The sequence below is a fragment of the Fenollaria timonensis genome (assembly GCF_001457835.1).
Classification (GTDB): Bacteria; Bacillota; Clostridia; order Tissierellales; family Peptoniphilaceae; genus Fenollaria; species Fenollaria timonensis.
In genome coordinates, this window is record NZ_LN898229.1 from 94884 (window position 1) to 121202 (window position 26319).

At 37.0% G+C, this 26319-nt stretch carries 22 protein-coding genes; all 22 read right to left on the reverse strand.

The genetic code is table 11. From position 1 onward, the window contains the following. Positions 1 to 5 precede the first annotated feature (5 nt). Positions 6 to 935 (reverse strand): ribonuclease H-like domain-containing protein, encoded by a 930-nt coding sequence (locus BN3004_RS00485; RefSeq protein ID WP_058259354.1) that lies wholly within the window; start codon positions 933 to 935, stop codon positions 6 to 8. After that, positions 935 to 2032, reverse strand: a complete 1098-nt coding sequence (gene ychF / locus BN3004_RS00490) for a redox-regulated ATPase YchF (RefSeq protein ID WP_058259355.1) — start codon at positions 2030 to 2032, stop codon at positions 935 to 937. Before ychF ends, BN3004_RS00485 begins: the two co-directional genes overlap by 1 nt. Further along, complete coding sequence (wecB, locus tag BN3004_RS00495; protein WP_058259356.1) at positions 2032 to 3138, reverse strand: non-hydrolyzing UDP-N-acetylglucosamine 2-epimerase; 1107 nt, start codon at positions 3136 to 3138, stop codon at positions 2032 to 2034. The genes ychF and wecB overlap by 1 nt, the downstream gene beginning before the upstream one ends. After that, on the reverse strand, positions 3135 to 4160 hold the full coding sequence (locus BN3004_RS00500; protein ID WP_058259357.1) for an MraY family glycosyltransferase: 1026 nt from the start codon (positions 4158 to 4160) through the stop codon (positions 3135 to 3137). Before BN3004_RS00500 ends, wecB begins: the two co-directional genes overlap by 4 nt. 9 nt (positions 4161 to 4169) lie before the next feature. Beyond that, complete coding sequence (gene upp, locus BN3004_RS00505; RefSeq protein WP_058259358.1) at positions 4170 to 4793, reverse strand: uracil phosphoribosyltransferase; 624 nt, start codon at positions 4791 to 4793, stop codon at positions 4170 to 4172. 9 nt (positions 4794 to 4802) lie between these two features. Continuing rightward, entirely contained in the window at positions 4803 to 5237 is a 435-nt protein-coding gene (gene rpiB, locus BN3004_RS00510) for a ribose 5-phosphate isomerase B (RefSeq protein ID WP_058259359.1), read from the reverse strand. 42 nt (positions 5238 to 5279) lie between these two features. Then, complete coding sequence (locus tag BN3004_RS00515) at positions 5280 to 6299, reverse strand: L-threonylcarbamoyladenylate synthase (protein ID WP_058259360.1); 1020 nt, start codon at positions 6297 to 6299, stop codon at positions 5280 to 5282. Between the two features lie 407 nt (positions 6300 to 6706). Beyond that, entirely contained in the window at positions 6707 to 7882 is a 1176-nt protein-coding gene (locus tag BN3004_RS00520) for an ISL3 family transposase (RefSeq protein ID WP_058259271.1), read from the reverse strand. Between the two features lie 151 nt (positions 7883 to 8033). Continuing rightward, positions 8034 to 14120: a S8 family serine peptidase gene (locus tag BN3004_RS00525; RefSeq protein WP_058259361.1), complete on the reverse strand. Its 6087-nt coding sequence runs from the start codon at positions 14118 to 14120 to the stop codon at positions 8034 to 8036. Beyond that, positions 14092 to 14217: a hypothetical protein gene (locus BN3004_RS08585; RefSeq protein ID WP_278315437.1), complete on the reverse strand. Its 126-nt coding sequence runs from the start codon at positions 14215 to 14217 to the stop codon at positions 14092 to 14094. Before BN3004_RS08585 ends, BN3004_RS00525 begins: the two co-directional genes overlap by 29 nt. Positions 14218 to 14418: 201 nt before the next feature. Beyond that, positions 14419 to 14919, reverse strand: coding sequence for a DUF4446 family protein (locus BN3004_RS00530; protein ID WP_058259362.1), 501 nt, complete (start codon positions 14917 to 14919; stop codon positions 14419 to 14421). Continuing rightward, entirely contained in the window at positions 14903 to 16072 is a 1170-nt protein-coding gene (locus BN3004_RS00535; protein ID WP_058259363.1) for an aminotransferase class V-fold PLP-dependent enzyme, read from the reverse strand. The genes BN3004_RS00530 and BN3004_RS00535 overlap by 17 nt, the downstream gene beginning before the upstream one ends. A 106-nt stretch (positions 16073 to 16178) precedes the next feature. Further along, positions 16179 to 18305, reverse strand: coding sequence for a polyphosphate kinase 1 (gene ppk1 / locus BN3004_RS00540; RefSeq protein WP_058259364.1), 2127 nt, complete (start codon positions 18303 to 18305; stop codon positions 16179 to 16181). 4 nt (positions 18306 to 18309) lie between these two features. Next, positions 18310 to 19194: a Ppx/GppA phosphatase family protein gene (locus BN3004_RS00545; RefSeq protein ID WP_058259365.1), complete on the reverse strand. Its 885-nt coding sequence runs from the start codon at positions 19192 to 19194 to the stop codon at positions 18310 to 18312. A gap of 114 nt (positions 19195 to 19308) precedes the next feature. Continuing rightward, complete coding sequence (locus BN3004_RS00550) at positions 19309 to 20196, reverse strand: YitT family protein (RefSeq protein ID WP_082244029.1); 888 nt, start codon at positions 20194 to 20196, stop codon at positions 19309 to 19311. Between the two features lie 211 nt (positions 20197 to 20407). Further along, complete coding sequence (locus BN3004_RS00555) at positions 20408 to 21610, reverse strand: ABC transporter permease (protein ID WP_058259366.1); 1203 nt, start codon at positions 21608 to 21610, stop codon at positions 20408 to 20410. Further along, positions 21607 to 22281, reverse strand: a complete 675-nt coding sequence (locus BN3004_RS00560) for an ABC transporter ATP-binding protein (RefSeq protein ID WP_058259367.1) — start codon at positions 22279 to 22281, stop codon at positions 21607 to 21609. Before BN3004_RS00560 ends, BN3004_RS00555 begins: the two co-directional genes overlap by 4 nt. Continuing rightward, on the reverse strand, positions 22259 to 22678 hold the full coding sequence (locus BN3004_RS00565) for a DUF4418 family protein (RefSeq protein WP_058259368.1): 420 nt from the start codon (positions 22676 to 22678) through the stop codon (positions 22259 to 22261). The genes BN3004_RS00560 and BN3004_RS00565 overlap by 23 nt, the downstream gene beginning before the upstream one ends. Positions 22679 to 22779: 101 nt before the next feature. After that, positions 22780 to 23223 (reverse strand): FMN-binding protein, encoded by a 444-nt coding sequence (locus BN3004_RS00570; RefSeq protein WP_058259369.1) that lies wholly within the window; start codon positions 23221 to 23223, stop codon positions 22780 to 22782. 1 nt (position 23224) lies between these two features. Then, positions 23225 to 23911: an ABC transporter ATP-binding protein gene (locus BN3004_RS00575; protein ID WP_058259370.1), complete on the reverse strand. Its 687-nt coding sequence runs from the start codon at positions 23909 to 23911 to the stop codon at positions 23225 to 23227. Further along, positions 23911 to 25059 (reverse strand): ABC transporter permease, encoded by a 1149-nt coding sequence (locus BN3004_RS00580; protein WP_058259371.1) that lies wholly within the window; start codon positions 25057 to 25059, stop codon positions 23911 to 23913. The genes BN3004_RS00575 and BN3004_RS00580 overlap by 1 nt, the downstream gene beginning before the upstream one ends. Continuing rightward, a complete protein-coding gene (locus BN3004_RS00585) occupies positions 25046 to 26308 on the reverse strand; it encodes an ABC transporter permease (RefSeq protein WP_349267112.1) in 1263 nt (420 codons plus the stop codon). Before BN3004_RS00585 ends, BN3004_RS00580 begins: the two co-directional genes overlap by 14 nt. Between the last annotated feature and the right edge of the window lie 11 nt (positions 26309 to 26319).

Below are 26319 nucleotides of genomic sequence, written 5' to 3' on the forward strand. Positions count from 1 at the left end.
ACCTCCTAAATACTACCTAATTTAATTATATTTCGAATAAATAATTTATTTTGTATGCGTATAGGAACGATGCCTTCCTCGACTAAGTCCTCGCCGTCGAAGTCCTCGCTCTTTAAGCTAGCAAGGGAGCTCTTCTCAAGGTACTTCACCTTGCGTGCATCCTTCATATAGCCCGTCTTTAACGTAAACTCAAGATGCCTACACTCCTCATCCTCTTCAATGAGGTAGCCTTGTTCCTCTACATAAGTATTAATACCCATATCGGTAGTAAAATCAATCATCAAGATGTCTTTTTTTATGCTGTGCTTATCGAATTTGTATTTGCGTCCGTCTATGTCTATGGTGATCTTCTCATCCAATAGGTCCAGTATAGACATAGTTGCCGGCATATACAATAGGTCATCGTAGTTATGAAGGACGAATCTATCAAAACTTTCTTGATTTTTATTCTTTACATAGTCTTTGTAAAAGCTGATGCACTCACCGCCATTGTAACGGTCTTCTCTAGTGATGCCAAGCTTCTTCTCAATATTCTTTTGCTTAAGCCCATCAAGCTTTAGCGTGTCCTTGTGTAGTCTAAGTTTTTCATACATATCAAAGGAGTCCATGGCTATGGGCTCTATACCATAACGCTCGGCCCTCTTCGCGATGAAAGGAAGGTCAAAGGAGTTTCCGTTATAAGTAACGACTGTCTTGTAGCCCTTAAGCCTCTCCTTCATTAGCTTAAGAATTTCTTCTTCCTCATCTCTATCCTCAGCTATGAGCTGCGTTATATGCATTGTCACCTTCTTTAAGTCAATAAAAACTAGCCCGATGAGGTAGATAAAGCTTCTCATGGGGCTAAGTCCTGTCGTTTCAATATCAAGAAAAACAGCTTCCTCATCGTAGTACTTTGACTTAAAAGTTAATTTTTCATCATATTCTAAAATTTTCATTATACATTAAACCTGAAGTAAACTATATCTCCTTCTTGCATAATATAGTCCTTGCCTTCTAGCCTCATAAGGCCCTTCTCTTTTACTTTGTTCATGGACATCTCGTTGGCTACAAGGTCATCATAGCTAACAACTTCCGCACGTATAAAGCCTCTAGCGATGTCTGAGTGTATCTTAGCTGCTGCGTCAACGGCCTTAGTGCCCTTCTTAATAGTCCACGCCCTCGTCTCGTCTTCACCAGTTGTTAAGAAACTCATTAAGCCAAGTAGCTTATAGCTCTTTCTTATAAGTCTATCTAGACCAGACTCTTTTATGCCCATGTCTTCAAGAAAAGCCTTTCTCTCTTCGTCATCAAGTTCACTCATCTCTTCTTCAATCTTAACTGAGATTGGAACTATCTCAGAGCCTTCTGCTTCAGCGTATTCTCTTAGCTTGTCAACGTATTTATTATCCTTTAAATCATTGATGTAGTCGTCTTCAGATACATTTAAAACGTAGATTATAGGTTTTAAGCTAAGTAAATTAAATCCTCTAAGCATAGCCTTTTGATCGTCGTTAAGCTCAAGCACTCTGGCTGACTTTCCTTCTTCAAGAACCTTTTTCACTTCATTAAGTAAATCAAGTTCTGCTTGTAAAGACTTGTCGCCCTTCACTTGCTTTGTTAATTTTTGTATTCTCGCTTCAACCATATCCAAGTCAGAGAAGATTAATTCTAGGTTTATAGTCTCTATGTCTCTGATTGGATCAATGCTTCCATCGACATGGACTATATTTTCGTCTTCAAAAACTCTTAACACGTGGACAATGGCTTCGACTTCTCTTATATGTGATAAAAACTTATTGCCAAGGCCCTCTCCCTTTGACGCGCCCTTAACAAGACCCGCTATATCATAAAATTCAATTACAGCTGGAATCGTTTTCTTCGATTTATTTACATCTGTTAATATTTTTAGTCTCTCATCTGGCACTTCAACGACGCCGACATTTGGGTCTATGGTGCAGAATGGGTAGTTAGCTACCTCTGCTCCCGCCTTTGTCACGGCGTTAAAAAGTGTTGACTTACCAACGTTTGGTAGTCCTACTATACCTAATTTCATTACTTTACCTCTCTTATCAATATATCTTTAATCATCTTGGCGCTATTGCCGTCGCCATATGGGTTGATGGCCTTATGCATCTTCATGTACTCATCTTCATCTGTTAATAACGTCTTCATATTATTATAAACGCTATCAAACTCAGTTCCGACAAGTTTTGCAGTGCCATATTCAATGCCTTCTGGCCTTTCAGTCTCGCGTCTAACAACAAGAACTGGTACGCCAAGCGCAGGTGCCTCCTCTTGCAGTCCACCTGAGTCAGTGACTACCATGTAGGCATTTTTAAGTATATAAGCCATGTCTTCATACTCAACCGGCTCAGTTAAAATTACATTACTAGCTCCATCTAAATGTTTTTTCGCAAGCTCTCTAACTCTTGGGTTTGGATGCATAGGAAAGACAATGTTCACATCATTAAACTCATCAGCTACTTTTCTCACTGCGCCAAAGATATTTTCCATAGGCTCACCTTGGTTCTCTCTTCTGTGTGAAGTAAGAAGAATTAGCTTTTTACTTAAATCTATCTTCTTAAGATCATCTCTTGTAAATGAATCAACCTTGTCAGCTGTCATCAGAAGCGCGTCAATAACAGTATTACCAGTTATGTAAAGCTTATCCATATCGTAGCCTTCTTTGATAAGGTTTTCCTTCGCCCTTTGTGTTGGGCAGAAATGAAAGTTAGTCATGATGCCAGTTAGCTTCCTGTTCGCTTCCTCTGGGAAGGGGCTAAGTATATTGCCACTACGTAGTCCCGCCTCAACGTGACCTATCTTAACACCGTTGTAAAAAGCTTCAAGCGCTCCTGCAAAGACAGTTGTAGTGTCACCTTGAACCAAGACAACATCAGGCTTTTCCTTCTTGATAACTTCCTCAAGTCCCTTTAGTGACCTTACAGTTATGTCAGTCAAAGTCTGTCCCTTTTCAAATATATTCAAATCATAATCAATTTCTAAATCAAAAACCTTTATTACCGAGTCCAAAAGCTCTCTATGTTGACTCGTTATGCACGTTACAAGCTCAACACCATCAGCATTTTTAAGCTCCTTAATAATAGGCGCCATCTTTATACCTTCAGGTCTTGTTCCAAATATTACTAAAGCTTTCAATTTTCACCATCCTTAAACAATCCAATCTTGTATGCTAAAAAAACTATTATCATAAATATAATTCCTGAAATAAGTACCGAAACAGTATTTCTAAGCTTCATAACAAGTATGCCAAATATTGAGAATATGGCTGATATCGTATATAGTATCAAAACCGTCTTCTTAGTCGAGTACTTTCTTAAGAGTCTGTGGTGCAGGTGTCCCTTGTCCGCCGAGGCGATGGACCTGCCGCTAAGAAGCCTTCTAATCATTGCAAATGTCGTATCAAAGACAGGTAGACCAAGTATCATGATTGGCACTATGATACCGATGGCTGCAACCGCCTTCATCGCTCCTTGTATAGTGATGACAGAGAGCATAAAGCCCGCGAGTAAAGCGCCCGTATCGCCCATAAATATCTTTGCTGGAGCAAAATTATATTTTAAAAAGGCTAGGTAGCTAAAGCCGACACATAGACATAAAGCTGTCAGCGAGTACTGTTCATACGAAACCGATACCACGGCTAAAGTCATTGACGAGATAAAGACAACGCCTCCTGCTAGGCCATCGAGCCCATCTATTAAATTTATGATGTTTGTAACAGCCACTATCCAAAATAGCGTTGCTGGAAGCGATAGGTAGCCAAGCGATAACAAATTATTATCAATAAATGGGTTACCTATGTTCATTATCCTTATATTGCCTAAAAAATATACTACAAGTCCAGCTAATAGCTGAAATAGTACCTTGTATTTCGGTTTAAGGTCATGCATGTCATCGTAGAAGCCAGATAACAATATGATTGTCGCACCTATGAATATGGCTGTGTTCCTTGGCGTAAACTTATATAGTATCATATATGGGATAAAGATCGCGAAGTACATAGCAAAGCCCCCGCAAGTTGGGATGGCATCAGTATGCATACGTCTTTGATCCTTAGGAACATCGATGAAACCGAATTTCTTAGACAAGCGTATTTGAAGTTTAGTAAGTATCAGTCCAAGGACTAAGCTTACAAAAGCCGCAAAATATATTCTCCTCAATTAATTCACCTACTTAGTTCCGAAAAGTCTGTCTCCTGCATCTCCAAGACCTGGAACGATGTATTTATGCTCATTAAGCTTTTCATCAACACTCGCTACGAAGATGTCAACATCAGGGTGATGACTCTTTACGTACTCAACTCCTTCAGGAGCAGCGATGATGTTTACAAGCTTGATATGCTTTGCGCCTCTCTTCTTTAAAAAGTCTATGGCAGCAGATGCACTTCCGCCAGTTGCAAGCATTGGGTCAAGCACTATGACCTCTCTCTTCTCAATGTCTGAAGGGAGTTTACAGTAGTATTCAACTGGTTCATAAGTCTTTGGATCTCTATATAGACCTATGTGGCCAACCTTTGCTGCTGGAAGTAGGCTTAACATGCCGTCAACCATACCAAGGCCAGCTCTAAGTATTGGTACTAGCGCAATCTTCTTGCCAGCTAAGGTATAGCCAGTAGTCTTGCATATAGGTGTCTCTATAGGCATTTCTTCTAACCCTAAATCTCTAGTTACTTCGTAGCCCATAAGCATAGATAGCTCAGTAACTATCTCCTTAAATTGCTTTGTACCAGTTTGCTTCATTCTTAATATGCTTAGTTTGTGTTTAATAAGTGGATGATCAAATACAGTTACCATAATACCCTCCTAACAATTTTCGATTAAATCGACTCTTCTTTTATGTCTTCCTGCTAAAAATTCTTCTGCTAAAAATGTATCAAGTATAGACTTAGCAAGCTCATCACCGATTACTCTTGCGCCAAGAGCTAGCATGTTCGCGTCGTTATGGTTTCTAGACATCTTCGCCATGTATTCGTTAGTGCAAAGAGCGCATCTAATGCCTTGGGCCTTGTTCGCAGCAAGTGAAATGCCTATGCCAGTGCCGCAGATAACAACAGCCTTTTCTACTTCGCCTGCAATTACACCGTTTGCGGCCTTCTTGCCATAAACTGGGTAGTCAACCGACTCAGTTGAATCAGTTCCATAATCAACGACTTCAATACCTTTTTCACTAAGGTAGCTCTTTAACTTTTCCTTTAATTCAAATCCTCCGTGATCTGATGCAATGCCTATCTTTCTCATGATACCTCTCCTTTACAATTTTATCATATAAAATTTTTATTTTCAATACTTTATGTTGTGGCCCGACGACTTGATGATTCTGTTCATAATCGCCATGAAAATGCCCTTGCGCTCGTAGCCTTGTAAGATGATGTAGCCGTAGCCCTTGTCATCAGCCGTTCTTAACAAGTTAAATATATTGTGCGATATGCTGATGGGCTCCTTAATTGATCCTAGTTCCATGGTATTAAGCCCACGGAACTCGTCTTCATACTCCTTAAGCGTGAAGACAACCGGATTCTTCTCAAGATTTGTCTCGTATTCGGCCTTCATCTTTGTAATAAGATCCTCGCCCTCACCCATGATGATGACTACCTTGGCATTTGGCTTGTAGTGCGTGTATTTTTGTCCTGGGCTGATGGGTTTCTTGACTTCTTTATCGTCAGTGATGGCCTCGTCGTACTCAGCTTCAGGTATTATCTTTTGTAAATCCTCTAATGAGATCTTGCCTGGCCTTAAGATGCGGACCTTGTCTCTACTTAGGTCGATGACAGTTGATTCGATGCCAACCTCGCTCATTTCGCCGTCAAGTATGTACTTAAGCTTGCCATGAAGGTCCTTGTAGACGTGCTCAGCGCATGTTGGCGATGGATAGCCAGATATGTTCGCGCTTGGAGCGGCTATGGGTGTGCCCGCATACTCAATCAGCTTTCTCGCTACATCGCTAGATGGCATACGTATAGCGACGCTATCAAGCCCAGCAGTGATTACGCTTGGAACGATGTCCTTCTTCTTTAAGATTATAGTCATAGGTCCCGGCCAAAAAGCATCAAGAAGCGCATCGTATTTACTCTCGTAGTAAGCAAGCGGCTCAATCATCTCACGCGATGCTATATGAAGAATAAGAGGGTTATCACTTTGCCTGCCCTTTGCTTCATAAATCTTTTTTACAGCCTCAGCATTTAGTCCATCCGCACCAAGACCATAAACAGTTTCAGTCGGAAAGGCAACGAGACCGCCTCTTTTAATCTCTTCAGCGCATAATTTTATATTCTCATCAGTAATTTTTAATACTTCAGTCATTATATCAACCTCTAAATTTAATTTTACCACAAAAGCAGTGATTTATCAATACAAAGGCAGGTGAAAATGAGATTATAATTATACAAAATATTTACAAAGCATATAGCCTTGCTAATGGACCCGCGCGTGCCATATATAAGCGCGGCGGATGTATTAGGCTCGGCATGAGTCAATAGCAATGCACATGGCATAAAAAGAGAGACCTTTTACAGTCTCTCTTAGTAAATAGTGGCTCTATGTCAAATATTGGGGAGACTTATTGATTTAAGTCTCTCTTTTTATGTTAAAACTAACATTTGCACGTTTTTAATTTATATACTTAAAATAACACAAATTTATGTAATTTTTGCATGACTAATAAACCTATATAGGCTTATTAGGTTTTTATGATGTTTTATATATATATTTTAGTCTAAAAGCATTATTCTTTTTCTGAACCTCTCGAAGTTTCTCATACCAAAGCTGTTTCTTTTTAGTGTCTTTATCTTTGTATGTTTTCCTTCTAGTGCTCCATTTGAATGTTTGTAGTCAAATGAGTTTGTAATTTCATCAGACCAGTTTGTAAAGGCTGTTATACATGATTTAAACTCTTTAAGTTTTGATTTTTTACATATGTCTATCCATGCGTTTACCTTGTATTGTGCTTGTTCTTTGTTTTTCTGCACTAGAACTTCTTGATAGAAGGATTCTTTTAAGCCATATGCTAGTCTTAGCTCTTCGCTTATCTCTAGCATTAGAGCTGCTTCTCGCTTTTGATCATCATTAAGTTTTGGCATTGGTTTTGTAAGTATGCTTTTACTTCTTTTTAGGTATATTCTCATTTCTGCTGATGTATCTTTTTGTATTCTCTTTCTTACGTTTTCTAAGCTCCAAGAGACTTGTCTTACGAAGTGATATTTGTCTGCTATGTGTACTGCGTTTTTAAAGTATGCGTTTTTAACGTTTTTAAATGTTTTTGACATATCGCTAACAAATATCTTTACATTTTCTCTTTCTTCTTTTGGTATGTTTTTAAAGTATTCAAACAAAATATTTTCTTGCCTACTTTTAACTATGTCTATGATTTCATGTGTTATGCCATCTAGAAGTGAGCATTGATACTTGTATGAACCGCTGTCGCCTTTAAACTCGTCTATTAAAAGTACTTTTGGAAGACTTTTTCTCTCTACTGATAGGTAAGATAGGACTCTTGTAACTGTTGATGTGCTTACTGAGTATCTTCTTGATATTGACTTTATTGAGTAAAGTTCTCTAAACTCTCTAGCTATGGATGCTACTAGTCTTTTTGTCATGGTCATTTTCTTTGCTACTAGTTCTGTTTTGCTATCAATTCTTTTCCCGCAGCACTTACAGTTGTACCTAGTTTTTCTTAGGTTTATTATGCATTTTTTACCATGCATCTGTGTATCTTTTATCTTTTGAGTTCTGTGATCATGAACCCAGATATGTTTAGAACCACAGTATGGGCAGCTTTTTAACTTTTTTGTCTGTGCTTCTATAACTACTACATTTTCACCTTCTTTAAAATTGTTAACAACTACATCTTTACAAGCTAGCAAATTTATGGTATTATATTCTTGCACTTGTACACACCTCCTATGTTGTAGTGGTATTTTAAGTATAGGATAAAATGTGTGCAAGTGCAACTTTTTTTTGTAATTTTATCAAAAAAATATCTATTGAGGTTTTACTCCCCAATAGATATTATACAGCCTAAATAGTTTTTCTACTCTATTAATGAGTTTCAACCCATCTTATTATATTGTATAGCATTACTGCTAGCTCTTCTCTAGTAAATTCACTTTCTGGATTATACATTGTATCTGTTTGTCCATTAACTAAAGCGATCTTTGCCATAGCTACAACAGCATCTTTACTCCAAGCTGGAATCTTGTCAAGATCATTATATGTCCAAGTCTTAACTTCATCCATCTTGATTCCGTGTAGAGCTAAGAACTTTTGTAAGATAAGAGCAAGTTCTTGACGACTAACAAGCTTGTTAGGCTTGAATGATCCATCAGGATATCCTACGAATAAGCCATTACCAGCTGCCCACATAACTGCTTCGTTAAACCAGTCTCCTGCTTTAACGTCAGTAAACTTAGTTTGTGTATTAATGTTCTTATCAACAGATATTCTCATCAATACTGCAGATACCATAGCTCTAGTTATAGGAAGTTCGCCTTGGAACTTGTCATTACCCATACCAGCTAATATACCGCGAGACACAAGTGATCTGATTGCTGTACCAGCCGCAGTGTTTGGAATGTCATTTAATGTTACAGGAAGTAATTCTTCAGTATCAACGATACCGTAGTCTTTCTTTTCTTCCTTAGGTGCAACAACACTTGGCTCTTCCTTCTTTTCTTCAGTTTTGTCTACACTTGGTCTGTATGGTCTATATGGTCTTTCAGGTCTGTATGGTTCATCTGGCCATGATGGCTCATATGGTTCATTACCAGGGTCTGGTGTTGGTGTTGGTGGAACTATATGTTTAGGATTAGCAACCATATCATTAATAGCTTTTGCCTTTGCATAGATATCATCTTGAGTCATTTCATTATCAGGTTTTGCTAGATAATCTTCACCATCTTTAATTAAATCTTCAAGATCTTTTCTGTAGTCATCTGTTAATTTATTGTCAGTATCTAATAGTTTCTTTGCATCAGCAATAGCTTTAACAAGTGGACTTAATAAAACTCTTCCTTCTTCAATAGTATATTTTACTGTAGCTGTAGCTACCTTATCTTCTTCTGTTATAGTAACTTTTTGCATCTTAGGCTCTGCTACATATCCAGTTGGCTCTTTATCAACGTATAGAGTGTATTCGCCTGGTGTTATGTTTATAAACTCAGCCTTATCTGTGTAATAATAATGGTCTTTATCATTAGTATCTTCTAGATAGTATTTAGGTCTACTAGCACTTGGATCAAGTCCTTTTTCTTCTATACTTAACTTATAATCTGTAGTATAGTCTGGTTTATTTGTTCTTCTAAGAGCAAGTTCTATATAGTTGTAGCTTTCTGTAAATGCGACCTCATCAGGATTTCCTTGAGTTCTGTCTCCACCGTTTCCTTTATCTGTAAAGTAGATATAATCCCAACCGTCTTTTAGATTTACAGTCATTTTGTAGATGCCATTAGGAATCAGTTCATAGTAAACTTTTCCAATCGGTACATTTATTTCATGTCTTGTACCGTCTTCAACATTTACTAATGTCAATTGAATATCTTCTCCGTAGTCGGCAGTTTCGGCACCGCCAACACCGAATTCTACAACTGGATTCTTTCTAGCTGATTCTTCACCGATATGGAACCAACGAACATTTAATGTTTGATTTAGTTCATCGACCTTATCATCTTTGTAAATTTCAACTTTATATTCTTCTCTTTCAGGTCTAAATCCATCTTGAACCCAAGTTCTTAGATAGTATGTTCCTTGAGGTAAATTTGTCCAATTTTCAACAAGTTCATCTCTTGAGTTATAAAGTTCATACTTAACACTTGGTTTATCAACATTTTTCTTTGTGAAGAATTCTGTTGTTATTGTCAATGAGCCTGTTTGGTCAGGGTCATTAGGATAAATAATCATTTCTCCTAGGTTCTTTTCATATGATTGTTGATCATAAATAGTGTCAAGAACAAGAATTGGATTTTGTATACCGTATTGCTTCAAATCGAATTTTGAAACAACTTTATATGTTCCTGAAACATTAACATTTATTTCAAAATACACAAGTTCATAACCGTTACCTTTTGTGTAGTTATATGCCGGAGCATTTTCTATTTCAAGCTTATCTCCAGATTCTGTTTCATATACTTCAAAATAATCAGCAAAGTTATTTAAAACTTTATAATCATTTCCTTTATCATCTTTTGCATCAGTTAAATCACTTCCAAAGACATTATTTAATGTTGTTCCATCTGCAACGAAACGATATGAAATGATTTCTCCTGTCCAAATCAATCTTGTTTCGATTTCAGTAGTTTCATTTTCTTTTATGACTAATGTTCTATCGCCAAAAGCCAATTTCGGTGTTTCTTTAGGGTTGTTTCCTTCAACAACTATTTTGTATTCACCTGCAGGAAGTTTTGTTTCGTACATATCCTTTGCATAGTTTGTCTTTCTTGGAACTACATAGTAGTTATCATTTTCATCAACTGCAAAGACTTTGATATCTCCCGGATAGTCTGAGCCGTTTGTAATGATTAAATCAAAGACACCATATTTGCTGTCATCTACTTTTGTAAATATAACTTCAACATTTTGTATTTGATTATCTTCAGATAATGTAAATTCTTTAGGTGTTATTTCCGGAGTATAGCTTGCAAATAAATCTGGATAAAATACTCTATAATCTCCATATTCAAGATTGTTTGTACCATTGACGTTATACCATTTTTCTTCAACTTTAATTTGAAGAATAGGTTCTTCCTTAGGGAATGATGTATCAGCCGGATCACTTGATTTAATATCAAACGTTACTTTTCCATTATTCTTGATATCGGCAAGAGTTCTTTCGAAGTAGTTACCCGCCATATCCATAGCGCCAATCCAAATCTTATCCATATTGTCAGCAAGCTTAAAGTCAGCTTTTAAATTGTCAAATCTTGCATTAAATATTAATGACTTTTCTTCTCCCGGCACTTCTTCATAGCCGTATTCAGTAGCATCGCCAAGTTCAAATACATCCATCCATGCAAGACCTGATCTATCATCAGTTGATTTAAATTTAATAGTTACTGAATTTCCAACTTGATTAGCATCTATCAATTCAATTTCAGGTTTTACTCTGTCTACATAAACAGTCTTTACATATTCTTGTTCACTTGACTTGTTATCTTGAGCGCTTGCCGTAATCTTAACTTTATAATTTCCATCAGGAACTTGTCCGCCGTTTTTGTCTTCACCTCTCCAAGTCCATACCGGATCTTCAGTGTATTTTTGCTTGTAATAATTCTTCTTTATAGTACTTCTATATGGTTCAGCTATAGTCTTTACAACTTCACCAGCTTCATTGATAAATTCAAATTTTAACTTATCTGCATTTCTTAAAAATACTCCGTGGAAACTCATTTCATCCTTGTCAGAGTCTCCGTTAGGGCTTATTGCAAATTCTCCAAGATATTTATCTGACCAAGCTTGGTAGCCTTGAATCATTCTTCCGCCGTCATGCCATTTTGAGTAGAAGTGTGTGAAATTCCATTGGTCAAAATATTTTCCAGGGAAATCATTATAATCAGTTCCTTGATACCAGAACGGAATATTGTCTACCCAAGTTTTTCCTGAAGGTGATTCATCAAAAACTATATCATCAGCAAATCCATCCATTATAGGTAAACTTGCCCAATCGCCATAGAATGCTAAGTATGGTACTGAAAGGTCTGCAAATTCTTTTGCTCCTTCAGCATTAGCTTTGCTTTCGAAGAAAATAAATCCATCTATAAAGAATCCATTTGGTTGATTTTTCTTAGCAGTTTCTAATTTTCCTGTAAGGTCAATGCTGCCAGTAAATGTAGCTTCGCTATTAGCATTTACTGTAATTTCAGCAAAATTTGCTTCTCCAAGTTTTGCTGGTTCAAATGTTATCTTGCCATCTTTAACTTGATCTGTTTGGGCAATACCATGAACTTTATAAGTTGCTGATTTATCTGAATAGTTCTTTAATTTTAAAGTAAAATCTAATTTTTCATCTTTTATTGAACCAAATTCAACAACTGCTTTGCCGTTACTCATCTTGCCACTAGCGTCTGTTAGTGTAACAAGATATGGGTTAACTGCAGCTTCTAGGTTCATAAGACCCGCGCCTTGAACTCTTGGTGAGTTATAGAAACCTTTTACGTTTTCATAAAGAATAGGTGTCGCTGTTGCCATCATTATATTCTTGATGAATTGATGTTTTTCTGCACCTTCAAAATTAAATTTCTTTTCTTGTAAAAATTGATTTACTAGAGCAATGCCACCTGCAACGTGAGGTGTTGCCATGGATGTACCGGTCATGCTTTCGTAACGGCCACCATCAGTGTTTACCGTCGAATAAATTTCTCCACCGGGAGCTGTTATCTCTGGTTTTAGTCTTAGGCTTGGGTTTGGACCCCAGCTCGTTGATTCATTCATCTTGTATTGACCAGGATTTGCCATCTCGTGCTTTTCAGTATTGATTTTTATCATAGGTGTTTTTTCGGCATTTTTAGCATCTGCAATATTTTGTTTAATTTTCATATAGTTTCTATATGTTACAGAATATCCAGGAATCAAGCCTTCTGTTTGAGTTTGCATAATTATAAAGTAATCCGGTTTGTCGGCTTCGTTGTTTCCTAATAAGAAAGCAATGGCACCTCTTGATTGTGCTAGCTTAATCTTTTCAGCAAATGAATTGACACCTCTTTGAGCTAATACAATTCTACCACTTACATCTTGTCCATTGTAGTCAGCTTCAGTATTACCTAATCCAACATCAACAATTTCATATTCTTTCATGGATTCGAAACCGGTATCTACTGCTTTGTCTATAGTATCCATAGCTTTTGCTACAACTTCAATCTCTTTTCCATTTTCATCCTTAATAAATGTTGAGGCATCTGTTACCATGCTGTTATTATTATAGTTAGCAACTGTAAATGCACTTTCAGCTACACCTGGCGTACCCATAACTCCCCAGTCAGGGTTTGTTGCACGCGGATTATCATTGCCCCATGTTGTATAGAAGTCATTACCACCGGCAATAGCTACGATTGATCCTGCCTTTTTTGCATTTTGAAGTGCAAGATCCATACCAAGGTCGATGCCTTGTTCAGAACCTGACATTGAACCCAAACTCATATTCATAGAGTCAGCACCGAGTATAATACTTTCTTCTATAGCTTCGATATATGCTGAAGTGTTTGTAGTTGCTACATCTTGTCCAAAAACTCTCATAACTAAGATTTGAGCTTCTGGTGCAATACCTGTAATTTTTATTCCATTATTCACTTTTGCTTCATCATCATCAGCATTTGCACCAACTGTACCTGAAACGTGCATACCGTGCATGCCAGTGTCCTTGTTGGTATCTTTAAGGTCCATATTATGATCCATAAAGTTATAACCATATGGGAATTTTTCGTTTAGATATTGTCCTTTTAACAAATGTTTACTAATTAATTCATCTATAGCTTGTTTATCATATTTAGCTTTAGTAGCATCTGTAAGTCTCATAGCTGGGTGATTGATATCAGCTCCTGAGTCGATAACAGCTACTACTCTGCCTTCTCCCTTGTATCCAAGTTTCCAAGCTTTATTAGCATTAACCATCTTACTCGAATTATACATGTTAATTTTTTCATCTGGACGATTGTATTTGTAATCAACAAATATTTGCTTAACTTCAGGAATATTTTCTCTTACCATTAAAGCTTCTTCTGTAGTCATCTTCATTGTGAAACCGCTAAATAAAACGTTGAAGTTTCTTTCTTCTTCATCATTATAATTACTTGCACTTCTTGTGCTAAATAATGATATAGAGTCTCTTACGTTTTTTCCTAGTAAACTCTTGATTTTATTCTTAACTTCATAGTTATAATCAAGTTTTCCTAGAGCATCTGACATAGCATTTGCAAATCCTGATTTCATTAAGAAATCATTTCCTCTCATTGCAATATCATTTGCATTTAAAGCTTCATGTGCTTCGTTTAACTTTTCAGCTACCTTAGAACTTTCATCTGTAACGAAGATAAAACTTCTTTCTTCTTCTTTGTCAGTAATCTCATCAAGAGCCTTGACATCGGTAGCATTTTCTAGCTCAGCTGGTCTGCTATGACGTGCTACCCCCCCCCATCTCACTAGCTTGTGCGTTTAATGTTACTACTGGACTAAATAAACCTAGCGCCATTAAAAATGTTAGCACTAAAGCTGTGATTCTTTTGTTCATACTTTTCAAAATATACCCCTCCTTGTATTAAAATTAGTATATATTTATATATATTATACTATATATAGATATGTTTTTCAATTACAATTATTAATTGTGAACAAAATATCTTTTTTTATCAGGCTTTAATAAAGCATATCAATACATTTATGTACAAAAAATAGACTTGCCTAAACAAGTCTACTATAAATACATATTTACTTACTCATATTACATACCGCGTATTGCTTTTTCTACTGCGCTTTGCTCTTCTTCTGAAAGAGGCGCTTGGCTCTCTCCATTCTTAATCATCTTGCCATAGCTAACGCTTTGCTCTCTTCCGTGTATAACTGAAAGCAAAACGCCGTTATTGAATTTATCCAAAAGGCATATCGAAAAGCTTAGCTCTGAAGCGCTATCTTGAAAGGCGTTGTACTTGACGTAGCCGAGCTTTTGTACGCAAAAGCTAAGGTTGGTCTCAAGCCTATTGAACCTATCTTCATTAAGTATCATGTCTCTGTGTATGTCTTTGATGTCTTTACCGAAGGTAGCTAAGAGCTTTTCGACGCTGATGCCGTCCATGCCTTGTGTGAAGGCGTCAAGTCTTTCCTTAAGCTTCTTATACTTCATCATCTGCATGACGATTAGGACTATGGCTGCGATTGAGATGACAGCCAAGCCCATAATTATAATAAATGCATTGTCAATTATAAATTTATTGATATTTTCCATCGTCCGCCTCTTTTTTAATCTTTTTTAATCTTTCGATTGCGTAGATGATTTCGTCTTCTTTATTGAAGTAAGAAAAACTAAATCTTACTGCACCTTTTTTTATCGTGCCAATGGTCTCGTGCGCAAGTGGCGCGCAATGAAGGCCCGGGCGCGTTTGTATGTCGTATTCATCGTCAAGGACATAGCTTAGTATGGATGAGTCAACTCCATTCATGTTCATAGAAACGACTGGCGTCTTTCTCGTCTCATCAAGTAGTCCGTATATTTCAACTCCGTCAATGGTCTTAAGCCCATCGATAAAGGTCTTTGTTAAAGCTTCTTCATGCCTCTTGATATTGTCAATACCTTCTTCTAGAATAAATTCAACGCCTGCTCCTAGGGCTATGATGCCATGGCCGTTTGGTGTGCCCGGCTCTAATTTATCTGGCATATCCATTGGCTGATATACTTCATTTGATCTAGAGCCTGTTCCGCCCTCAAATGTGTGCATTACTAGCTCTGGCTCTCTTGTATACAAAACTCCTGTGCCTTGCGGACCGAATAAGGATTTGTGTCCAGCTGTTGCTAACATGTCTATATCAAGCTTCTTAAGGTCTATATCTACGATGCCTGCTGATTGGGCTGCGTCTATAAGTATGATTATATCTTTATTAATGGCTTTAACTGCTTTTGAAATTTCATCTATATCCTCAACTGTTCCCAGTAGGTTTGATGAGTGCGTCATTACAAGCATCCTAGTATTGTCCTTGATAGCTGCTACTATCTTATCTTTGCCTACCTCACCAGTTTTTTCTGCCTGAACAACTGTTAGCTCTATGACACCCATTTCCTTAAGTGTGAATAGTGGTCTTAGTACTGAATTGTGCTCCATAGATGTTGTGATTACATGATCTCCCTTTTTAAGAGTGCCTTTGATGGCTGTGTTTAGTGCGTATGTCGTGTTCATGTGAAAGCTTAGCTTAAGTGGATTATCAACGTTAAATAGTTTTGCTAAACTTAATCTTGTCTTCATGATCTCTTCCATGGCTCTAAGAGCTAGCTTGTGACCGCTCCTACCAGGATTGGCACCGTAGTCTCTAAATGCTTCATCAAATTTTTTATATACGCTCTCTGGCTTTGGGAATGTTGTTGATGCGTTGTCAAAATAATGCATATAATCACCTCTTTTCTAATTATATCACAGCTGAAATCATTTTTCAATCACTATGAATTTGGCAAAGTAAAAGAGCCTCTCATATGAAAGGCTCTCGATATAAATATTACTTTGTAAATATCTTTTTAATCTTAGCAAAAAAGTTTTCTTTAGGCGCTTCGTCTATTTTATCTCTCTCAAGCTCTTCGTAAAACTTTTCTCTCTTTTCATTTGCTTTTTGCATGAAATAATCTTGAGCGATAAGCGCTTCGCCTTCTACCCCTGGTTTGATGTAGTCGCCTGAGTTAAGAAGTATCCTTCTCTTTGTATTGTCCTTAAGCTGTATATCTAAGTAGCTTACAAGTCTTGCCCTTGCCTCTTCGTCATAGACCGGGCAGGCTATCTCGACTCTCTTCTCTGTGTTTCTAGTCATAAGGTCTGCGCTTGAGATATATATCCTCATATCACTGCCTCTGCCGAATTGGTAGACCCTTGGATGCTCTAGGAAGCGTCCGACTATGGACGAGACGTGAACGTTCTCAGTAAAGCCTTTCACATTAGGTACTATGCAGCATATACCGCGTATAATCAAGTCGACAGTGACAGAATTTTGTGATGCTTCGGCAAACTTTTCCAAAAACTCGTAATCGGTTAGTGAGTTCATCTTGCATCTAATGTAACCGTCCTTGCCCTTAGCTATCTCATTATCCATCTCCTTAAGTAGTCTTGCCTTAAGTGTCGATGGCGATTGTAGTAGGTGTAGGTACTTGCCATTGAGCTTAGCTAGCGACATATTTCTAAAAAAGTCATTCGCATCGAGTCCTATCTCTTCATTAGCCGTCATCAGTGAAAAGTCAGTGTAAATCTTCGATGTGTTTTCATTGTAGTTACCGGTACCTATTTGCGTGATGTGCTTGATATTCTCCCTATCGTCCTTGTATGTGATTAGGCAAAGCTTGGAGTGCGTCTTGTACTCTTCAAAGCCGTACATTATATTGCAGCCCGCCTTAAACAATTCTTCCGAATAATTGATGTTGTTCTCTTCGTCAAAACGCGCCTTAAGCTCCATAAGAGCAGTGACTTCGATGCCATTGTCACAAGCTTTCTTTAGGTATTCAACAAGCTTTGAGTGCTTAGCAAGCCTGTATATAGTTATCTTTATGGAGATGGTCTTGTCGCTCTCGGCCGCTTCCTTAATCAAGTCGAGGAAGGTATCGATATCGTCGTATGGGTAGCTTAATAAAAGGTCCTTTTCTTCTATTCTTTTAATGATAGAGCCGCGCTCTAAGGAATATTTTTTAAATGGAGTAAAGTCATCGTAAGAAACTTTTTTGATGACGGAGCTTGGAATGATGTCCTCAAGACCATAAACGTACTTCATATTGATGGGACTCTTTGTCACGAGTATCATCTCATCCGTAATCGCTAGCTCTTCTTTGAGAAAATCAGTGATGCTCCTTGACTTTATGTTAGAAATTTCAAGGCGAAGAACCTCTTGGCGCGTCCTCTTCTTGATGACTTTCTTCATAAAGTCTTTGTAGTCGGCAATCTCTTCTTCGATATCGGTATTTGTCTCAAAATCAAAATTTCTTGTGACCGCAACTAGTGATTGCTCCTTGATTGTATAGCCTGGGAACATGGTTGGAACGTAGTGCTCAATCACTTTTTCGACTCTGATGTAGTTAAATTCATAGCCTGGCAGTGATAGATAGCGCTCGAATATGTCTGAGATGGCCACAAGCCCATGAGCAATATTGCCATCAGCGTCCCACATCTCAGTCACTATATATAGCTTTTTATTCTCTAAGAATGGAAGCGGATGTGCTGCGTCAACTATTTGCGCGGAGATTAATGGCTCAATCTTGCTAAGGTAGAAGCTTTTTACATAGCTTAGCTCCTCTTCGTTTAAGGACTTCATGTTCTTATTGTGCATATTGTACTTCTCTAGCTCTTTGATGACGTCCTTGTAGACCTTATCCCTCATCTCGTAGTAGTAGGGCATTGTCTTGTAGATGGCATCGAGCTGCTCCTTAGCTGTCATACCCGACTTTTTGTCGATGAACTCTTTTTTGGACTTCATCATATCAAAAAGGGATCCGACTCTAACCATGAAAAATTCATCCAAGTTCGATGTGAATATCGATATGAACTTGAATCTCTCAAGTGGCGGCACGCTCTCATCGCTCGCCTCTTCAAGCACCCTTTGATTAAATTTTAGCCAGCTCAACTCGCGGTTTTGCATGAACTCTTCCATTGCTTCACTCCTTAATTATCTTATCCTTTAAATAACCTTCACGCACGCCAAGCTTTGAGACGTTGACCTTTTCTATGCCAAGGTACTTTAAGAGTCTATATAGCATGATGGCTCCTGGCACTATGCTGTGAAGTCTTTCAGGCACAACCATGACAGTCGTGCGTATAATTTTTTTATTTCTGTCTATCATCTCATAGATATAGTTTTTTACATCGTCAATAGTATATTCTTTATCGTTGTCGTTATCGAGCTCTTCGAAGATATTGCCAAGTGCTCTCGCCGTTCCGCCTGAGGCGACTAGCTTCGTGCATTTGTATGTGGAAACTTTTTCAGCTAGCATCTTGTCGATGGCGTTTATCATCTCATCGTAATCCCTAACGCTTGGTATGGTGTTTTGAACGTAGTCACGGAATAAGGATAGGGATCCCGCCTTTAAAAATGCCATGTCTTTAATCTCTTTATTCTTTAGGTAGCAAAGCTCTGTCGAGCCGCCTCCTATGTCTATGGTGTAGTAATCATCAAAATCGTATGCCATCTTCATGCCTTCAGCTCCATAGAAAGCCTCATCGTCTTCCGATATCAAATCAATGTTTAAATCAAGCTCTTTCTTGACTTTCTTAACTATATCCTTGCCATTGTCCACGTTACGAAGCGAGGCCGAAGCAAAGACATATATCTCGTCAATCGGTAGGTAATCAAGCAGCATCTTTTGCGCGGATAAGACCTTCATCAGCTTTTTGATGCCCTTATCGCTAAGCTTACCGTCTTCGACTAAGCCTGCAAGACCTGCCATGTACTTCTTCGAGAAGACTTCCTTTTGTATATTGTCCTTGTTATAAACGTTTAGGCGTATTGAGTTACTGCCTATATCAATTAGTGCGTATTTCATTTTTCTCCTTATAATAATCATTGTAATACTACTTTGTTAAGAAATTGTAAAGTATGTAATATTTTTCAAAATAAAAAGCAAAAAGCCCTTCACTTGAAAGGCTTTTATCATATATCAGTCTTTTAAATTTTTAAAACCATAACCCAAGACTTCTGATGCGTTCGAAACTGAAATGAAAGTCTTTTGATCAAGATCTCTCAAGAAGTTCTTAAGCTTTAAAAAGTCTTTTCTATCAAGAAGAACCATGATGATGTCGCGCGGCTCTTTAGTGTACATACCATAAGCTTTGTAAATGGTTGCGCCTCTGTCAAGCTCTTTGATGATGAATTCTTCGATAGGTTTAGTGTCTTCAGCAATAATTTTGACCTCTTTATTCATATTCATGCCTTCGATAACGAAGTCTATAAGGAAACCGTTAACGATAACACCGAATAATGAGTAAATACCAATCCTTGCGCCGAAGGCGTTACCAGCAAGTAGAGTTATAACTACGTCTGAAATAAGTACGCCCTTACCTAGATCGATGCCGATGAATTTATTAAGTATCTTCGCGATGATGTCTGTACCGCCAGTTGATGCGCCTTGATTAAAGACTATCGCCATGCCAAGTGCTGTTACAAATACACCGAAGAATAGTTCTACAAAGGTATCTCCTGTCAATGGTTGGAAGTTTGGCATTAGCTTTTCAAGCAAGTCGAAGAAGCCTGATGTAAGTAGCGATGCAATGATGGTTTTAACACCAAATTGCGAGCCGATAGTTAAAAACGCTAGTATAAATAGTCCTATGTTGATAATATACATCCAGTTACCTACACCAATCTCTAAGTAGTGATTAAGAACTACAGCAAGACCGTTTGCTCCACCTACTGATAAATGAGCTGGGTTGAAGAAGAAAAACATCCCTGCTGCTACGATGAAGGTACCAAATAAAATTAATATGTACTCTCTGACCATCTTTGTGATCTCTTCTTTTGTTAATTTCTTTTTAATAAATTTTGCCAATAAGATTACCCCCTTCATTAACATCCATACAATTATACCACAAGATAAAAAGCTTAGTCAATAGCAATGTAGGCGAAAAAGTAAATATTTTTTCTTTTTGCAAAGACATATCTTGAGCTTTTTTTTGCCAAATTTTCATGCAAAAATATCTATGGAGGTTTTGCTCCCCCATAGATATTTACAATAAATATTTTACATCTAAAATTACATATTAGTCGTTTTGCCTTAATAAAAGTCCCAGTTCTTCTTTATTCATCTTTTTAATTGCTCTAAGTGATGAAAGTGGTCCCATCACTGTGCCGATTGCAAATACAGAAATAAATATTATTGCAAGTGTTAAAACATTTGGCGCAAGGAAAGGCATTTTAAAGCTTAGACTAAACCAAGTTCCAAATAAAATTGAAATAACCAAGCCTAGTACACTTCCACATGCAGATCCTGCAAGATTTATGGTAAATATTTCCCACAAAATAATATTTCTCAAATGTTTTTTGCTTGCTCCTAAAATTCTTAATGTGGCAAATTCTCTCTTACGTTCTTTGATTGTAATTGAATAAACAAGTGTGAGTACAAGGAAGACCAAGAGCCATACTAGAGCGATTAAAATATAAACATATTTAATCATATCTTGAGTTGATGTGCTGACCTCGTTCATCATTGATTGGGAAAGAAGAGGATAAACGCCCTCGCCCTTAAATTCACTTCTAATCTTATTTTGTATTTCAACTGGATCAACGTTTTTTTTAAGCTTAATCATTACACATGAAATCATATTTTCATGGTCCTTGTCTTCAAGCTTAAGGATTTTCTCGTATTCCTTGGCAAGGCGTCTAGCTTCATCAAAATTCACAAAAACTGTATTGTCGAAGCCCATGCCTGTTTTTGCCAGTCTACCTCTTATAATAAATTCTTGGTTGAAAAATTTAACATGTTTGTGCATATCGCCAACAATATTGTTACCAACCAAAACTTCTCCTTTTTCCAAGGGAAGTTTGGCTTGAGTTTCTAGCCAAGGTTTTACAACAAAATCTGTATCAGAATCAAAGCCAATAACTTGTATTGGAAATGAGCAGCAACCAGCAGAAAGAGTTGCAATAAATAATTGCGGGCTTGCAATTTCAACTCCATCGATTGCTCTGATTTTTTCAACAACTGACTTATCTAAAAAGAATGTGTTTGGTTCGCCACGAAGGATTGCGCCTCTGATTTTTGAATCATAACCCTCAGGTACAACTATAATATCTGCGCCCATACGATTGGCAAGTGAGTGCATGCCATTTCTAAGTGACAAAATTAAAAAGCTAGATAAAAATAGAACGAGGGTTAAAATTGCTGTTAAAATTATAAGCGAAGCACTTCTTACGCTTTTGTTTTGAATATTTTTAAAGGCAATTTGTTTAGAATCTAATCTCATATTGCCACCTCATTTAATTTACCGTCTGTCATTTCAAGAAGGCGAGACCCATATTTTAATAAATCATTGTCATGGGTTACTATAATAATAGTTGTGCCTTTTTCATTAATTTCTTTTAACATATTCATAATTTCTATTGTAGTTTTTGAATCCAAATCAGAAGTTGGTTCATCTGCAATTAAAATTTTCGGTTCATTCATGAGAGCCCTAGCAATTAAAACCCTCTTTAATTCGCCACCTGATAAATTTTTGCAAAAATCATTTTCCAAATCTAAAATGCCGCACATATCTAGAAGCATCCTAGCTCTTTCGACTCCATCTCCCTCACGATTTTTAAAAAAGTAAGGAAGTCTTACATTGTCAAGTACATTCAATGTTGGTAAAGTTCCAAGCGATTGAGGGACATAACCTATAAATTCATTCCTATATCCGCTTTTTTCTTCATCGTCCACGTCAGATAGATTTTTTCCTTCCACCAAGATATCTCCAGATGTTGGCTCAATAATTGCAGATAAAAGCGTAAGGAGCGTTGTTTTTCCGCTTCCACTTTTACCAATTATATTTATAAAATCTTTTTCTTTAACATCAAAACTTACATTATCAATCGCGAAAAAATCTCTCTCCCCACGTCTAAATGATTTGGATAAATTATTTACATTGATTAGATTCATTGCAAGGCCTATTTAAAATTATAGCAACAATGCTAATAACGATATAAAGTCCGACTAAAATATAAATCATAGGCATAGTTTTTGCTCTACAAGCCATTTCAGGTTTCATGCAGCCGCCAATTAATTTTGCAGGTAATAATATTGCATAAATACCAACTATTACATTAGATATGGCTAGGGTAAAAAACATTTGCTTCTTAGATTTAATAGCTGTATAAATAAGTCCTAGGACGGTCATAACGCCACCAATACCTTTAATAGCTTGTCCCATCCAATGACATTTCATAAATTTTCCATCTGGCATTGCTGGGCATACTGGAGCGAGTGTACCTGGTGTTATGAAAATTAATACGCCAAATATTATAAATAAGATTCCGAAAATTTTATTTTTATTCATATTTACCTCCTAATTTTTTAATTATATATTATAATACTAGAAAAAGCTAATTAAAAATATCTATAGCAAGTTTTTCACTATAGATAATTTTAATATAAGTTTTATTTTGCATCCTTCAATGCATCATTTACAGCTTCTGTGAAAGATTTAAATGTAACAGTCGCCCCAGAGATAGCTTCGACATCTTCGATCTTACCTTTTTCAATTAAAAGCTTTGGATATTCCTTTGAATTTTTAACTGCTTCTTGTGCAATCTTGTAAAGGCCTTGGTTTGTTGCGCCTTCTTTGGCCTTTCCATAGTTTTCGTCTTTTTCACTTCCATCAGCTAGCAAGTTTTTTAAATTTGCTTCAACAATTTTTCCATCCTTGATGGTAATATCTGTTGTAACCTTGCCGCCCCATTCATCAGCTTGGCTTTCTCCGTGGTATGTGCCATCTTTATATGCATCACTACATGAGTCATCAGCACGAGCATCGTCAGGCTTCTTGGCGCATGCTGTCAACAGCAAACTAAGCGCCAATAGTAATAATAAAGTCTTTTTCATATTAAACCTCCAAAACTGGTCTTTGTCTTTTTTGTTTTTCTTCTCTAGCAATTCTTCCATGCTCTAGAAAAACGATTCTTTCTGCCTCAACACCAACCTCTTGGTCGTGGGTAACAACTACAATTGTTGATCCGCTGTTATGAAGTCTTTCTAAAATATCCAAAACAAGCATTTCATTCTTTTCGTCCAAATTTCCTGTCGGCTCGTCTGCTAAGATAAGGGAAGGATGGTTGATGAGAGCACGGGCGATACAAACACGTTGTTGTTCGCCACCTGAAAGCTGATTAGGTAAGTGATTGTGCCTATCTTTTAATCCAACGCTTTCAAGGGCTTGCAAGGCCTCTTCCTTGTCTACCATTGAGTGATAGTATTGGGCCATCATAACATTTTCTAAGGCAGTTAAATAGTTTACCAAGTGGAATTGTTGAAAAATTAGTCCAATCTTATCTCTTCTAATCTCGGTTAATTCCTTTTGAGTTAATTTTGAAACATCAATTCCTTCAAGTAAAACTTCACCTATAGAAGGCTTATCCATACAGCCGATGATGTTCATCATTGTTGTTTTACCGCTACCTGATGGACCCATGATTGAAACCCATTCGCCTTTTTCCACATTTAAGTTTATTTTATCTAGTGCCTTTAAATCTCCGTATATCTTTGAGATATCTTTTAATTCTAATATATTCATTATTCCCCCCTCAATACAAGTGCTGGATCAACTGCAGTTGCAGTTTTAACTGGTATAATACAAGCCACAATTGTAATTGCTATTGATACAATGATTGTAATTGGAACTAGAGCCCATAAAAAATTTACACCTCTTGCAAAAACTCGTCTTGACACTTCACTTGCAAATAAATATCCAAGTAAAGAACCAAGGGCTCCGCCCATTAGTCCAAGTAAAAATCCTTCGCCTAAGAAATCATAAATTATTGATTTATTGTGTGCGCCCAAGGCTTTTTTAAGAGCAATTTCTTTTCTTCTTTCAGTTACAACAGCCATCATTGTTGTACTAACGCATATCATCATGATAAATAAAACAATAATTGTAACAATCCATACAAGGGCTTGAAGCTTTTCAAGTACCACGCCTTGTGATTCTGTAACTCTTTTAACAAGTCTGGCACTAACAGTGCTATCGATTTCATTTATTTTATTTGCAATTGCTTGAAGCTCTTCACTGTTTGCATCAATTGAACATTCGATGATGTTGATATTTAAATCGCCCATAATAGATCTAATATCTTCAATAGACATAAATATTAAATCTTCTTCTTTTCCGCCAGTCGTTACAATTGAAGCAACTTTAAAATCACTGTCTCTCATTTCTTGTGAATTTTCTTTTGGAGTGCTCAGTACAAAAGGATCGCCGATTTTTAGGCCAAGTTTTTTTGAAATTTCATGACCAAGCATAACTGTCCTTTTTTCACTCGGCCAATCACCATCAACCAGCCAGAATGGACTGTTCTTTTTTAAGCCGTCAAAATTTGTAGCTGCAATTACAAAAGGTTGCTCATTGATTTTTGCGTTTTGATAAATATAAGGAGCAATTCCCACAAGTTTGTCGCCTGCAAGTTTTTTTATTTCATCAATATGATTATCTCCAATCTTATCGTCTTGAGATTTTGGAATAACAATCATATTTGCTCCATAACTTCTAAATTCTTTTCCCAATTGTCTTGGAATATCGTAATATATTGTAACAAGACCTGATAAAATCGTTGCGCCCATTGCAATTGCTAGAAGTGCAGTTAGCATACGAGCCTTTCTTCTTGCTATCGATGACTCAACCATCTTCCAAAAGAATTGTACATTTTTTCTTTTAGCCTTTTCCATGAAGCACCTCCGTTGGATTAAGTTTTAGCAAATATCTAATGGCTGGTATTGAGCCTAAAACAATTACAAGTAAAATCAAAATAATCACAATAGGTATTACCATCGGTGTAGGCGGGATACCAGAGCCAAAAACTGTTATACCAATGATTTGAGTAAGACCAAGTCCTATAAAATATCCGACGGTTCCACCCATAATACCCGTGCTAATGTTTTCAGCTAAAATCCTCGTAATAATTCTCGTGTTATTTGCACCAATTGCTTTCTGCAGTCCAATTTCAGCGCGCCTTTCCATGACAGATGCTGTTACCAAATTTGAAATCGCAAGTGCTGCACCAATTAAGCTTAGTGCGGTAATTAAAACCATTAGCAGAGTTGTCTTGTTTAAAATATCGCCTTCACTTTCTGCTACCTGCCTAATAGGCTTTGCGATTGAGTCGGTCATAACTTCTTGAATTTGATAACAAATCGCACTTACATAAGCTGTACAGTACCAAACCTCCCATTCCTTAATTGTAAGAGACTTTGGATTTCTTGCGGCCTTTCTTGCCAAATCGTTATCAGGAGTTGTTAATGCAGAAACTTCTACGCGAGAAACTACATTTGATACCCCATCCAATTCTTGAGCAATTTTTAATGGTAGATAAATGTGTGAGTCTTCATCACTACCTGAATCAAAAATACCTGCGATTGTAAATTCTTTTGTATTAGAAGAACCTTCGATTTTAATTTTATCGCCAAGCTTATAATTGTTTCTAAGAGCAAAGACAGTACCAACCATGACTTTGTCTGTATCTTTGTCTTCAATCCATTCGCCATCGATATTCCACCAAGTTTTTAATTTTCTCATACCTGTATCGATGGACTCACCAGTTGGAAGGTCCATGTGATAATAAAACCATGTTCCTACAACTCTTGTAGATTCTCCATCAACTTTCGCATTGATATTTAAATATGGTGTGTAATCAACGATATTGAAAGACCAAAAGATGGTTTTTATTAAGCCAAGTTCATCTTCTTTCAAATAATTTTTTTGACTATCCTCGCCAATTCCATAAATATCATCAAGCATGGAAGATTCTTTTGGAACAACATTTATATTCGCCCCATAAGCTTTTAATTCTCTGTTGACCTTGTCACCAATGCCAAGCATTGTGTTAAGCATAGCGGTTGAAAGACAAGTGCCAAGCATTACTACAAGTGCAATCAAGACCATTTTTTTCTTTTGCCTAAAGATTGCACCTTTAATCATTCTAAAAAACA

What these genes read in the sequence shown, in the direction of transcription:
- BN3004_RS00485 (WP_058259354.1), bottom strand. Translation starts at nt 935, where the DNA reads ATGAAAATTTTAGAATATGATGAAAAATTAACTTTTAAGTCAAAGTAC.
- ychF (WP_058259355.1), bottom strand. Translation starts at nt 2,032, where the DNA reads ATGAAATTAGGTATAGTAGGACTACCAAACGTTGGTAAGTCAACACTT.
- upp (WP_058259358.1), bottom strand. Translation starts at nt 4,793, where the DNA reads ATGGTAACTGTATTTGATCATCCACTTATTAAACACAAACTAAGCATA.
- rpiB (WP_058259359.1), bottom strand. Translation starts at nt 5,237, where the DNA reads ATGAGAAAGATAGGCATTGCATCAGATCACGGAGGATTTGAATTAAAG.
- BN3004_RS00515 (WP_058259360.1), bottom strand. Translation starts at nt 6,299, where the DNA reads ATGACTGAAGTATTAAAAATTACTGATGAGAATATAAAATTATGCGCT.
- BN3004_RS00530 (WP_058259362.1), bottom strand. Translation starts at nt 14,919, where the DNA reads ATGGAAAATATCAATAAATTTATAATTGACAATGCATTTATTATAATT.
- BN3004_RS00535 (WP_058259363.1), bottom strand. Translation starts at nt 16,072, where the DNA reads ATGCATTATTTTGACAACGCATCAACAACATTCCCAAAGCCAGAGAGC.
- ppk1 (WP_058259364.1), bottom strand. Translation starts at nt 18,305, where the DNA reads ATGGAAGAGTTCATGCAAAACCGCGAGTTGAGCTGGCTAAAATTTAAT.
- BN3004_RS00545 (WP_058259365.1), bottom strand. Translation starts at nt 19,194, where the DNA reads ATGAAATACGCACTAATTGATATAGGCAGTAACTCAATACGCCTAAAC.
- BN3004_RS00555 (WP_058259366.1), bottom strand. Translation starts at nt 21,610, where the DNA reads ATGAGATTAGATTCTAAACAAATTGCCTTTAAAAATATTCAAAACAAA.
- BN3004_RS00560 (WP_058259367.1), bottom strand. Translation starts at nt 22,281, where the DNA reads ATGAATCTAATCAATGTAAATAATTTATCCAAATCATTTAGACGTGGG.
- BN3004_RS00565 (WP_058259368.1), bottom strand. Translation starts at nt 22,678, where the DNA reads ATGAATAAAAATAAAATTTTCGGAATCTTATTTATAATATTTGGCGTA.
- BN3004_RS00570 (WP_058259369.1), bottom strand. Translation starts at nt 23,223, where the DNA reads ATGAAAAAGACTTTATTATTACTATTGGCGCTTAGTTTGCTGTTGACA.
- BN3004_RS00575 (WP_058259370.1), bottom strand. Translation starts at nt 23,911, where the DNA reads ATGAATATATTAGAATTAAAAGATATCTCAAAGATATACGGAGATTTA.
- BN3004_RS00580 (WP_058259371.1), bottom strand. Translation starts at nt 25,059, where the DNA reads ATGGAAAAGGCTAAAAGAAAAAATGTACAATTCTTTTGGAAGATGGTT.
- BN3004_RS00585 (WP_349267112.1), bottom strand. Translation starts at nt 26,308, where the DNA reads ATGATTAAAGGTGCAATCTTTAGGCAAAAGAAAAAAATGGTCTTGATT.